Source organism: Streptomyces sp. NPDC098789 (genome assembly GCF_044759975.1).
GTDB lineage: Bacteria > Actinomycetota > Actinomycetes > Streptomycetales > Streptomycetaceae > Streptomyces.
In genome coordinates this window covers 350126-361694 of the sequence record NZ_JBIWAJ010000003.1, presented here as the reverse complement: position 1 = coordinate 361694, position 11569 = coordinate 350126, and the positions used below count along the sequence as shown (strand labels likewise).

The following is an 11569-nucleotide window of genomic DNA, read 5'->3' as shown; positions in this document are numbered from 1 at the left end:
CGGCGGAGTTCAGCCGCGGGGGGCGACCGGGGCGGGCGGCGCGGGCTCGATGGGGTCGGAGCCCGGCGGGGCGTCCTCGCGGGGCGCGGGCAGGGTGGCCCGGCGCAGTCCGGGCACGGCGACGGCTACGGCGACGGCGGCCACGGCACAGATCGCCCCGTTGACGACGGCGGCCCCGGCCGGGCTGAACCAGCGTGCGATCGCCGCCACTTCGGCGTCACCGACGATGTCGCCGCTGGTGCCCTGGGCCGTGATCACGCTGACGATCCGGCCGCGCATGTGGTCCGGGGTGTGGTGCTGGACCAGGGCGTATTCGAGGATCTCGTACACGGTGCCGGCGGCTCCGCCGACGGCCAACAGGGCGAAGGCGAGCACCGGATCGCTGCTCAGGCCGAAGCCGAGGGTCGCCAGGCCACCGGTGAACGCGGCGGTCAGCAGCCAGCGCCCGGGGCGTGCGGCGCGGCCGAGCCAGCCACTGGTCGCCGAGACGAGGACGGCGCCGACGGCGGGGGCGGTGTAGAGCAGGCCGAGCATCACCTCGGCGCCGCCGAAGCGGCGTTCGACCATTTCGGGGAAGAGCACGACGGGCACGTTGAACACGGCGGTCACCCCGCCCAGCAGCACGAGGCCGCCGACGACGCGGTCCCGCAGGGCGAAACGGAAGGCGGACAAGGTCGAGCGGGAGTCCTTGCGCCGGTGGGCGTTCCCGTCGCCGTCGCCGTCGCCGTCGTCATGGCCGTCGCCGTCCGGGTGGACGGCGGGCGGCAGCGGTCGCAGCCGCGTGACGAGCAGTGTGGTGACGCCGGTGGTGACGGCGGTGAACGCGAACACCGGTGCGGGTCCCCACAGGGCCAGCAGCACGCCGCCGAGGAACGGCGCGCAGATGGATCCGATCTCCCCGGTGAGGGAGATCAGGGCGCCCGCGGCGGGCAGCTGGTCCTCCCGGACCAGGGTGGGCGCGGCCGCCATCAGCGCGGTGATGCTGACGCCGGAGGCGAGGCCGTCCCAGGCGACGCAGAGGTGGATGGCCCACAGGGAGGGTTCCGGCAGGAAGGCGTTGACGGCCAGGCCCGCGAAGGCGAGCGCCGCCGCGCCGCGTGCCCGGATGATGAGCGTGCGGCGGTCGCTGCGGTCGGCCATCACCCCGCCCCACAGCGACCCCAGCAGCACGCTCACGCTCATGACCATGCTGACCACGGCCACCTGGAAGGTGGACCGGCTCATGCCCCACACCTGGGCGGACAGGGCGACGGTGGCCATGCCCAGGCCGAAGAGCGAGACCACGCGGGCGATGAAGACCGCACGGAAGTCGCGCGAGGCGCGCAGTGGTTCGATGTCGATGACGAGGTCGCGCAAGGGCACTGCGGGCTCCGTGGAGGTGCGGGGACGGATGGGTCGGACCGTTACGAGGGGCGGGACGGGGCGCGGTGGCGCCGGCCGGCCGGCCGGCGGGCCGGCGCCGGCGGGTGCGGTGCCCGCGCCGGCGCCGGGTCAGGCGGCCGAGGGGGCGAGCAAGTGCGCCCACTCGCGCAGGGTGGGCCGCTCGGCCAGGTCCACGAAGGCGATCTGCGCCCCCTCCGTGCGCCAGCGGGAGACGAGGGACATGAGCCGGATCGAGTCCAGCCCCTGGTCGAGCAGGCTTTCGTCGGGGTCGACCTCGTCGGGTTCGGTGCAGAGCATGTCCGCGACGTCGTGGACCAGCCGGTCGAGGCCGAACGGGCTGTCGGTGAAGGACGTGTCGGTCGGGGAGACGGTCATGGCAGGTGACTTCCTCTGTGGAGATCGAAGTGCCTCACCTGCTACCGAGGTAAGGCTAACCTAAGTTCGTGATTCAAGTTGCAGTCGAGCTCCCCGCGGTACCGGTCCGTCCGGCACGCCCGGGAGACGCACACGTGCTCTTCGCCCTGTCCCGGGGCTTCATGGCCTCCGGAGAGCTGCGCCCCAGGCCCGTCGGCCACTACCTCGCCCGCGCGGGCGAGTTCCTCCTCGCGCCGGACACGCCGGACGGTGGGGTCCCGGCCGGCTGCGTGGCCGTGCGGGACGAGGCCGAGGGCGCCGCCGTGCTCCACAACTTCTGCGTGGCGCGCGGCAGCCAGGGTCGGGGAGTCGGGTCGGCGCTGCTGCGGGCCGCGCTCGCGCGGGCCCGCAGGCTGGACGCCGACCGGGTGTTCACGGCGACCACGGGGCCCGCCGTGCTGTTCCTGCGCCACGGGTTCACCCCGACGGAGCCGGAACGGGCACCCGCGTCCTGGGCCGCGGCGCTGGACCCGGCCCGCGGTTCACGGGTCTACGTACGCATGCTGTGACGCTGCCCGGTGCGGTCCGGCGGACGCCCGCCGGACCGGACCGCGCGGGTCGGTACGGGGCTCAGCGCGCGGCCGCGTCGGCCGCGATCAGGCTCGCGGGGCGCATGTCCGTCCAGTGCTCCTCGGTGTAGTCGGCGCAGCCCTGCCGGCTGTCCTCGCCGTGCACGACGCGCCAGCCGTCCGGCACGGCCGCGAAGGCGGGCCACAGGGAGTGCTGGTTCTCGTCGTTGACGAGCACGAAGTAGCGGGCGTCGTCGTCCTCGAAGGGATTGGTGGCCATCGGGGTCTCCTTGGTGGGTCGGTCGGGATGGATCGGTGTCGGACGGCTCTGGGCACGACCGGCCGACGGCGGGGGCCGCGGGGCGGTCGTGCGGGTCTCGGGGGTCCGGCGCGCCGCGGAGCGTGCGCCGCGGCCCGTGCGGGGGCCGCGGCGCACGCTCCGCGCCGGCCCGTACGGGTTCCGCGCCGTCAGTGGGGCTGCCGGGCGAAGCGGGCGGCCAGCGCCGTCGCCGTCTCGGACAGGGCGAGCGCCTCGGCCGCGTCGAACAACGCGGCCGACCAGCGCCAGTCCACGTCCACGCGGTACCCGCCGTCCGGCGCCGCCCTGACCGTGGCCGTCACGTCCACGGGCCCGGTCAGCGGCGGCTCGTCGCCCAGGGCCCCGGGCGCGGGCCACTCCTCGGCCGGGGCCGGGCCCCAGCCGGGCTCCGCCTCGGGGTCGCTCAGGGCCGCGCGCCGGCGGTAGCCGACGCCGCGGCCGCGCGGGCCGGCCGCCAGCGCCGACGTCTGCGGGTTGAGGTGGCGCAGCTGCTCCTGACCCCGCCCGCCGTCGGGTACGGCGGCCAGGGCCCGGCGCACCGCCCCGGGGTCGTCGGGGTCCAGCGGCAGCCGTACGCCGTGCACCGTCGACAGCCGCCCGACCGTGGCCGGAGCCCCCTCGGGCCGGGGCAGCTCGAGCTCCACCGGCAACCGCGTCCCGTCGTGCAGCCGGGGCCGCCCCGCGGCGACCCGGGCCAGCGCGGTGAGCAGCGCCGTGTCCACGGGGTGCGGGCCGGCGGCCCCGGCGGCGGGCGCGGGGACGTCGAACCGGGTGCGCGTGCGGTGGCCGCCCTCGGCCGCGGGCCAGGCCCGGGGGGCGGGGGCACGGGACAGCTCCGTCCAGTACGGCAGCTCCGCCACCCGGTCCGGCGACTGCGCCCGGGCGGCCAGGGCGGCCGCCCAGTTCGTGAGGCCGCCCGGCGGGCCGAGGGCTTCGGGCCGGGCGCCGTCACCGGCGAACCACGCGTACAGCACGGGGAGTTCCGCGGTCAGCAGCTGCCAGGACACGTCGTCCACACAGAGCGCGTGGGCCGCGAGCAGCAGGCGGCCCGGTCCGTCGGCCCCGGCGTCCAACCAGACCGCCCGGAACACCGCACCCGTCGCGGGGTCCAGCGCCGCTCCGGCGGCCCGGGCGGCCCGGGCGAGCAGCTCCGTACGGGCGGCGGGCGCCAGCCCCGCGACCGGGTGGCGGCGCAGCACCGTCGCACCGGTGACTGCGGGCGCCGCGGCGGCGGGCCGCACCTGCTGGCTCCACACCCCGTGCGCCTGGTGCAGGGCCAGCCGCAGCGCCGGATGGCGGCGTCCCAGCGTGGCCAGCGCCCGCCGCAGCGGAGCCGTCCGCAGCCCCGCCGGGGTCCGCAGCAGTACGTGCTCCCGCGCCCGTTCGACCGGCCAGGGAGCCGAGCGCAGCCGGTGCGCGGCGGGCAGCAGGGTCAGTGGCCCCTGCTCCCGGTCCGCGGGCGGCGGCGGGGTCCGGGCGGGGTCCGAGGGCCACGGCCCGGTGCCGGCGGCGGGCGCACCGGGCGCCGTCGCCGAGCGGATCGGGTCGAGTTCGGGATCGGGATCGGGGCGCGCCGGGGCCGCGCGGACCTGCCCCGCGGGGGTCCCGGGCCGCCGGGCGAGTCCGGCCAGCAGTGCGGCGAACGCGGTGGCCTCGCACTCCAGTTCGGTCGGTCGGTACAGTGCGGGGTTGGCATCGAAGTCGAGGCGCAGCAGCCCCTCCGGGGAGCGGGAGGCGGCCACCGCGAGGTCGTCCACCGGCCCGGACGCCAGGCTGACGACCCGTCCGGGTACCCCCGCGAAGTCCAGCTCCGTCTCGAAGGGCCGCAAGTTCACCAGGGGGCCCGGCACCCGTCCGCCGGGGTGGTCCGGCCAGACCTCCCGGGCCACCTCGGAGCCGCGCACGCGCTGGTGGCGGCGGAGGAAAGAGGTCTCGACCGCGGCCCGGGCGAGGAGCGAGCGGAAGGTGTCGGCCGGACCGGCCGGGATCCGCACCGGCAGGATGTTCACGGCCGCCGCGGGCACCCGCAGGGTCCCGGGGGCCGTCCGGGCGGCCGCGTACACCGCGAGGACGGCCTCGGCCGCGCCCGTTCGCGAGGTGGTGTGCAGCGCGGTCACGGCGAGCACGGCCTCGCCCCAGGTGGCCCCCGCCTCCCGGGCCGCGGCCTCCACGGCCGCGGTGTCGGCCGGCCCGAGGAGCACGGTGCGGCGGACCGCCGTGTCGGCGGGCGGTGCGCTGCGCCCGCGCAGCGGCGGGGGCGGCTCGACCCCCGCCAGGTGCCGGGTCCAGGCGGCCAGGTCGGCGCGGCGCTCGGGCGAGGCCGCGTACGCGCTCTCGGCCGCGACGAGCGCGGTGACCGGGGCGAAGGGGGAGGGGCCGGCGGGCCGGCCGTGCACGGCCGCGGTGTAGTGCTCGGCGATGCGGTGGCCCAGCAGGGCCAGGCCGTGCCCGTCCACCGCGAGCTGGTGGAAGAACTGCACGAGCAGGTGGTGTTCGGGACCGGCCGCGACCAGCACGCTCCCGGCCAGGTCGGGGACGTCCCCGGGGGTCGGGGGGTCGGCCAGCAGGTCCAGCCGCGGCGGGCAGGCCAGTCGACCCCGGACCAGGTCGAGGGCGGCGGCCACCGGGTCGGCGGCTCCCGAGGTGTCGAGCAGGGCGGGGCGCCGGGGACCGCCCGGTTCCCGTACGGGCGACTGGCGCGGGCCGTCGTCGCCGCGGGTCAGCCGGAAGCGCAGCCAGGGCGCCTCGTCGAAGGACGCGGCCACGGCGTCGCGCAGGGCCTCGGTGTCGATCGGGCCGAACAGCTCCACGTACTGGCCGACGTGGTGGCCGGCGTACCCGGGCGCGGCGCTCTGCGCGGCCAGGAACTCCGACTGCGCGGCCGTCAGCGGTACGCCCTCGGTGAGGGCGGGGACGGTGGAGGTCGAGGCGCACGGTGCGGGGACGGAGGGTGCGGGGAGGGGGGAGGCGGTGGCGGACACGGGTCAGCTCCGAAGTCCCGAGGGGAGGGGGGCGTTGCCGGCGGAGGCCGGGGCCAGGAGGTCGCGCCGGGCCCGGACCGCGCGTTCGGTCCCGCTCGGCAGCAGGGAGGAGGTCGGTCCGTGCGTGTGCTCGGTGGCGGCTGTCGCGGCTGTCGCGAGCGCCGGGTCGGCAGGGCCGAAGCCGATGCCCACCAGATCCCGGACGGCGGGGGAGTCCTCCCCGGAGCCGGTGTACGTGTGTCGTGCGGACATGCCCATCCTTCCTCGGACCTACCTGAATGATTAGGTAAGGCTGGCCTAACGTCACTGATCATTGAGAGGGTGTCAAGTTGCCGCCGGACGGCCGTCGAGGGCGGGAATTCGCGCCACATCCGTCGCGGCGCGGGGCTCCCCGACGGCGTGCCGGATTCGGCGGCCATGGCCGCCCCGCGGCTGTCCGGAGGCTGCCCGGTGCGCCCGCGGCGGCTCCCGAGCGGCGGAAATCAGCCGCCGCGGCGCGGCGCGGGCTGCGCCCCGGGTCTGCGCGGTCGCGCGCGGGCGGACGGGGGCCCGGGTTCGGGCGGGCGGCCGAGCGGGTGGGTGAGCGGGTGGGAGTGGCCGGTACGCGTATGGCCGGAACGTTTTTTCAGGGCGTCCCGTTGGATGGGGTCGACCTCTTGCTTGGACGCCGCCGGGCGGGCGGGGCGCCCCGGACCACCCACGTGGCACACCAGCGCGTGACGCGCCGCCGCCACACGACGGCCGTGCGGCCGCTCACCGCGGCGCTCCGGACCGCGGGCCGCCGCTGTGCACCACGACCGGTCGCGGGCCCGTCCGGCGCGGTGACACCACGTCGGCGACGAAGGCGCGTTCGCGGGCGGTGGGCGAGGCGGGCGAGGGGGGCGAGGGGGGACGGCTCGTCATCGGCGTTCCGTTTCCTGGAGAAGGGATCAGGTGGTGCGGACCACGCCGCACCGGTGGCGGCCCGGCGCCGGGCGAGGCGGTGCTGTCACGGGCCGGCGTCGGTCAAGGCGTCCGCCGCGACGAACCTCTCGGAGTCATGCTCCCGGGTGTCGGCGGCGGGGGGAGGGGTTCCCCCGGACGTACGGGCGGCCAGCATCGCTCAAGTCGAGAGGTAAGGCTAACCTAAGTGTTGTGTCCCCGGGTGGGAGAGGAGCGGATCGTCCAGCGCCACGAGCCGGTAGCGGCCCCCGCCCGCCGGATCGGCCCCCGCCGCCGGATCCGGCGGCCCGGCCCGGCCGGCGCGCGCCTGCCGTACGGTCCGGGCACGTCGCTGCTGCGCCGCGACCAGGAGCGACTCCACGCCCGGGGCCGTGCGCCGCAGCCGGTTGAAGCGCCGGACGGACGAGCCGGCCAACCGGGCGGCCGCCGGCCACGACGCCCCGCGCCCGACGACGTCCAGCACCACCCGCAGGGCCGCGGGCGTCGCCTCACCGCCCGCGCCGTGCGCGGCAGCCAGCGCCCGGGCAGCCCCCCATGCCGCCGCGAAGGCGGGATCCTGCTCGGCCCACGCCCGCAGCATCCGCTCCGGAACGCCCGCGGCCATCGCCACCGCCGGCCCCGGTAGCCCCTGCGCGGCGGCCCGCAGGGCCTCCGCCATCCTGGCCACGGTGTCGTCCCGCTGGCTCGGCCGCAGGCCCCAGTGCCTCGCGCAGCTCGCGCTCCACGCCGTCCCGGTCGGCCAGCCGCTCCACGAGCTGCGCCGCCCGCTCGGCCCGTGCGGCCCGCCCGACGGGCCCTGCCGTCCCGGCCGGCGCACCGCGCTCGGCCACGTGCTCGTACACGGATGTCCCCGTTCGGTCAGATGTACCTGACATCGAAGAATCCGCCGCCGACGGCGCCCCTGTCCGCTCCCGGCGCCGCCGATCGACGACCCCGATCGGGTGGTTGTAGGAAATCGACCCCTCGGTTGTCCACCACGCCCCGCTTCGACCCGGTCGGGCCGGTCCCGTACGCCCGCACGCGCGGCCACCGTGCGGGCCGGGGCGGGCGTCCGTGTCCGCCGGCCGGGGTCGCCGGGAGGCGGTGGCCGACAGGTCCGGCTTTCATGGTGTCGAATCGACCACCGCCTCGACCACCGCCTCGACCATCGATCCCCGGAGGACCCGTGTCCCGCAGACGCCGTTGGACGGCCGGTGCCTGCACCGCAGCGATCACCGTCGGCCTGCTCGTCACCGGTGGCGCCCTCGCCCCGGCACGGCACGACGCCTCCGCGCGCGGAGGCGAGAACGAGATCGCGGTGGGCGCCTACCTCCACTACGGAACGCCCGGCGTCGACAGGATGCGGGCGCTCTCGCGCTGGCTCGGGGGGACCGAGCTGCGCGCCGGGCACACCTACCTGCCGGGCGACACCTGGGCCAACATCGAAGGGGCGCCCGATTCGCTGGAGAGCTGGGCGCGCTGGCGCCGGGAGAGGCCCGACCGACTGTTCGTCCTGAACGTGCCCATGCTCCAGAACAACGAGGGCGGGGTCCCGGACCGCCGGGTCGCCGAGCTGCTCCGCTCCGGCGCGCGGGGCGCGTACGACCAGCACTTCCGGCGGCTCGCCCAGCGGCTGGTCGGCCTCGGGGTGCCGGACACCGTGATCGTGCTCGGCTGGGAGATGAACGGCTTCAACTACACCCACCGGTGCCGCCCCGAACCGGCGAGCTGGAAGCAGTACTGGCGGCGCATCGTGGCCGCCATGCGTTCCGTGGAGGGCGAGCGGTTCCAATTCGACTTCGCCCCCAACCGCGGCATCGACGCCATCGCCTGGACCACGTGCTACCCGGGTGACGACGTGGTCGACATCATCGGCATGGACTCGTACGACCAGCCCCCCGGCAACACCTTCGAGGAACAGGTCACCCAGCCCTACGGACTCCAGCACCAGGTCGACTTCGCGCGGCAGCACGGCAAACCGATCTCGTACCCCGAGTGGGGGCTGTTCCGCCGCGGTGACAACCCGGCGTACATGCGGAACATGCTGGGCTGGATCGCCGACCACGAGCCGCTCTACCAGAGCATCACCGACTACTGCCCGCACGGCGTGTGGCAGTGCACCAAGAACCCGCGCTCCGCCCGGGTGTTCCAGGAGTTCCTGTCGACCCACCGGGGCCGGTCGCAGCGTTAGGTCGCAGCGTTAGGGGGTGTCCGACGGATGTGCGTGGCGTCGCGGCGGACATCCGTCAGGCGCCCCCCAGCGCAACGTCCTTGCCCGCCACCGCAGTTCGCGGACGGCGGAACGCACGGCGTCCCGCACGCTATCCTGGGCCGCGTCCGCCGGCCCCGCCGCCTCACCCGCCGCGAGGGCCGCGATGATCAGTGGCACCGGTTCCACGGCACCACCTTCTGCCATGCCCTGTGTGGTGAACGCAACCCTCCGCCCGCGCCCGCGGAGGCGCTTGAGTGCCACGTCAACGGGGAACGCGATGCGGTGCGGCGCCGTGCGACGCCGAAGGAGCACCGGGTGACCGGGGAGGGAGAAGTCGAGTGGAGAGCCTTCATTTCAGCAGCGGGGACCTGGAAGCCACGCAGGAGTTCCTGTCCTCGGCCTACACCCCCATGCGGATCGGTGGCCGCCCCGCGGACACCCGGGCGCGGATCTCCCGCACGGCCGCGGGTGGCCTGAGCGTGGACCGGCTGGCCTTCGGCTACACGATGGCCTACGACGCGGGTTGCCTGGGCAAGGTGTGCCTGGTGACGATGCACTCCGGGACGATCGCGGACACCACCGGTGGCCGCCACGAGGTGTTCGGACCGGGCGAGACCTTCCTGCTGGCCCCCCACGACCGGCCGTACGCGGGCCGGGTCCACGAAGCCCGGTACACGATCACGATGTTCGACCCCGCGCTGTTGGGCCGGGTCTCCTCCCTGCCCGGGGGCGACGAGGTGCGGATCACCGGCGCCCGGCCGGTCGACGCGGCCGCGAACCGCAGGCTGGGCGCCGCCGTCGCCTACCTGCGCGACCACGTCCTGGACGAGGTGTCCGCGTCCCCCGAAGGCGACCGGCTCCTCGTCTCCACCGCTGCCCAACACCTGGCGGCGACGGTCCTGGCGACGCTGCCGCACACCGCCTACGGCGCGGAGGAGAGACCGCGGGACACCCGCGACGCCGGGGGCGACACCCTGCGCCGCGCCGTCGAGTTCATCGAGGCCCACGCCCACCGCGACATCACCCTCGCGGACATCGCGGCGTCGATCCCCGTCACCCCGCGCGCGGTCCAGTACGCCTTCCGCGCTCACGCGGGCACGACGCCGCTCGGCCACCTGCGCCGCGTCCGGCTGGCCCGTGCGCACGCCGAACTGCTCGCCGCGGACCCCGCGGACGGCACGACCGTCTCCGGCGTCGCCGCCCGTTGGGGCTTCGCCCACCAGGGCCGGTTCGCCGCCGCCCATCGACGGGCGTACGGCGTGGCGCCGTCCGTGGCCCTCGGCACCCGGCGGGCCTGAACGGGTGCGTCAGGCCGACGGCGCGGACGGCTCCGCGCCGTCGGCCGCCGGCTCGCCGGGCTCGGCGACCTCGAAGAGGGTGTCGGCGCCCGTGATGCTCAACAGGCGCGACATCTGCGGGCCAGGACGGGACAGGGCCAGCGTCCGCCCGCTGGCGACGCACATCAGCCGTGCCTGGAGCAGGGCGTTGAGGCCGGTGGAGTCGCAGAAGGAGAGCCGGGCGAGGTCGATCACCACGCGTGCGGGCGCCCCGGCGCCGGTACAGACCTGAGGCAGGACCGCGCGCAGCGCGTCGACGTGGTCGAGGTCCAAATCACCGGTGACCGTGACGACCGTGACGTCGTGACGGGTGACGACGGTGACGCTCTGCGGAGCCGGGACGTCCATCGGGGTCACGCGACTCCTCGGGTCGGATGCGGGCAGCGACGACAGGCGGCCGTGGTCCCGATCGGCCCGGCTCCGCTCGCTGCCTGGGACCGACGGTAGGGCGCGGAAGGGCGATCCGTCAGCTCGGCAAACGAAGGCTCGGAGGGACCGGTGGCGGCCCCGTTCGTTTGGTGGACGGTCGACCGGCCGGGTTTCCGATCGGCCGCAGCGGGCAGCCGAGCGGCAATGGGGCGCGCGTCCCGGGTGAGGGAGTTGCAGTTCGTGAACACACACGTGTGGGCGTACCGGCAGAGCTCGGGCTACCGGCCGGGCATGGACCTGACCGGCTACGAGGTGGCGGCGACCGAGGGGCCCATCGGCGAGGTCGACGGGCACTCCGAGGCGATCGGATCCGCCTACCTGCTGGTCGACACCGGCCCGTGGACCCGCGCGAAGGACGTGCTGCTCCCGGTCCGCGCGATCACGAGGGTCGACGAGCAGACCCGACGCATCCTCGTCGACCTCACCAGGGCCGAGATCGAGGAAGCCCCCGACTTCGACCGGGACAAGCACTTCGGGAGCGCGGACTTCCGCTCCGAACTCAGCACGTACTACGGCTTCGGCGCGTCCCGCACGGGTCGCTCCGCCTGATCTCCGCCGCCCCCGCCCGCCCCGCCCGATCCGGCCGAGTGGATGCCCCCGGGACCGGCGGTCCCTCCCGCGCTGCTGCGAAGTCCGGCTGGATGGGGGAGGCTTGGGGCATGGGACGAGACCTCGCGAAGCCCGTGCACCGCGTGTTGGCGGCCTTGGTGACCGCCGTGCTGGCGTCGGGGGTATGGGCCGCCTGGCTGGGCTGGGACCAGCACCGCGACGTACACCCCGACGGCACGACGACCGGACCGTACGCGGCCTGGCAGGTCGTCGGGCTCGTACTGACCCTGCTGGCACCGGCGTACGCGATCGTCGCCCGCTACGGCGGCGCGGTCTACGTGCTCGGCACCACGGCGGGTCTGGGCGCTGCCGCGGGGTACGACTGGTCGGACGATTCCAGCGGTCTGTTCGTGATCGGCGTCGGGCTCGTCGTGGCGGGGAGCCTGGCCGGGACCGCCCTCGTGAGCACCGTGATCACCCCCATGACCCGGCGCGGGAGCCGGCGTCGGACGTGA

General features: G+C 75.9%; 13 protein-coding genes. 5 read left to right on the top strand and 8 right to left on the bottom strand.

Going from position 1 to position 11569, the window contains the following annotated elements; translation table 11 throughout:
* Nucleotides 1-9: 9 nt before the first annotated feature.
* Together entS and ACIQWR_RS09100 are read right to left on the bottom strand one after the other, a co-directional pair.
* Nucleotides 10-1362 carry an enterobactin transporter EntS gene (gene entS / locus ACIQWR_RS09105; RefSeq protein ID WP_404006081.1) on the bottom strand — a complete coding sequence of 451 codons (1353 nt, stop codon included), beginning with the start codon at nt 1360-1362 and terminating at the stop codon, nt 10-12.
* 129 nt (nt 1363-1491) lie between these two features.
* Entirely contained in the window at nt 1492-1758 is a 267-nt protein-coding gene (locus tag ACIQWR_RS09100; RefSeq protein ID WP_404006080.1) for a phosphopantetheine-binding protein, read from the bottom strand.
* A gap of 68 nt (nt 1759-1826) precedes the next feature.
* On the opposite strand from ACIQWR_RS09100, the gene ACIQWR_RS09095 reads away from it, so the two are divergent.
* On the top strand, nt 1827-2306 hold the full coding sequence (locus ACIQWR_RS09095; protein ID WP_404006079.1) for a GNAT family N-acetyltransferase: 480 nt from the start codon (nt 1827-1829) through the stop codon (nt 2304-2306).
* A gap of 61 nt (nt 2307-2367) precedes the next feature.
* Here the strand turns inward: ACIQWR_RS09095 and ACIQWR_RS09090 are convergent, their stop codons facing one another.
* The 5 genes from ACIQWR_RS09090 to ACIQWR_RS09070 all read right to left on the bottom strand — a co-directional run bounded on the left by ACIQWR_RS09090 (nt 2368) and on the right by ACIQWR_RS09070 (nt 7206).
* Entirely contained in the window at nt 2368-2586 is a 219-nt protein-coding gene (locus ACIQWR_RS09090) for an MbtH family protein (RefSeq protein WP_404006078.1), read from the bottom strand.
* 188 nt (nt 2587-2774) lie between these two features.
* Nucleotides 2775-5606, bottom strand: coding sequence for a condensation domain-containing protein (locus ACIQWR_RS09085; protein WP_404006077.1), 2832 nt, complete (start codon nt 5604-5606; stop codon nt 2775-2777).
* A 3-nt stretch (nt 5607-5609) separates the two neighbouring features.
* Nucleotides 5610-5858: a hypothetical protein gene (locus ACIQWR_RS09080; RefSeq protein WP_404006076.1), complete on the bottom strand. Its 249-nt coding sequence runs from the start codon at nt 5856-5858 to the stop codon at nt 5610-5612.
* Nucleotides 5859-6359: 501 nt separating this feature from the next.
* Nucleotides 6360-6509, bottom strand: a complete 150-nt coding sequence (locus ACIQWR_RS09075; RefSeq protein ID WP_404006075.1) for a hypothetical protein — start codon at nt 6507-6509, stop codon at nt 6360-6362.
* Between the two features lie 217 nt (nt 6510-6726).
* The gene (locus tag ACIQWR_RS09070; RefSeq protein WP_404006074.1) at nt 6727-7206 is read right to left on the bottom strand and encodes a hypothetical protein; all 480 of its coding nucleotides are present in this window, start codon (nt 7204-7206) and stop codon (nt 6727-6729) included.
* A 507-nt stretch (nt 7207-7713) separates the two neighbouring features.
* Here ACIQWR_RS09070 and ACIQWR_RS09065 point away from each other — a divergent pair.
* Together ACIQWR_RS09065 and ACIQWR_RS09060 are read left to right on the top strand one after the other, a co-directional pair.
* Nucleotides 7714-8718, top strand: coding sequence for a glycoside hydrolase family 26 protein (locus ACIQWR_RS09065; protein WP_404006073.1), 1005 nt, complete (start codon nt 7714-7716; stop codon nt 8716-8718).
* Between the two features lie 359 nt (nt 8719-9077).
* Nucleotides 9078-10037, top strand: a complete 960-nt coding sequence (locus tag ACIQWR_RS09060) for an AraC family transcriptional regulator (RefSeq protein ID WP_404006072.1) — start codon at nt 9078-9080, stop codon at nt 10035-10037.
* A gap of 9 nt (nt 10038-10046) precedes the next feature.
* Here the strand turns inward: ACIQWR_RS09060 and ACIQWR_RS09055 are convergent, their stop codons facing one another.
* Entirely contained in the window at nt 10047-10424 is a 378-nt protein-coding gene (locus tag ACIQWR_RS09055) for an STAS domain-containing protein (RefSeq protein WP_404006415.1), read from the bottom strand.
* A 261-nt stretch (nt 10425-10685) separates the two neighbouring features.
* Between ACIQWR_RS09055 and ACIQWR_RS09050 the strand changes: the two genes are divergently transcribed.
* Together ACIQWR_RS09050 and ACIQWR_RS09045 are read left to right on the top strand one after the other, a co-directional pair.
* Nucleotides 10686-11054 carry a PRC-barrel domain-containing protein gene (locus ACIQWR_RS09050; RefSeq protein WP_404006071.1) on the top strand — a complete coding sequence of 123 codons (369 nt, stop codon included), beginning with the start codon at nt 10686-10688 and terminating at the stop codon, nt 11052-11054.
* Between the two features lie 110 nt (nt 11055-11164).
* Nucleotides 11165-11569 carry a hypothetical protein gene (locus ACIQWR_RS09045; RefSeq protein WP_404006070.1) on the top strand — a complete coding sequence of 135 codons (405 nt, stop codon included), beginning with the start codon at nt 11165-11167 and terminating at the stop codon, nt 11567-11569.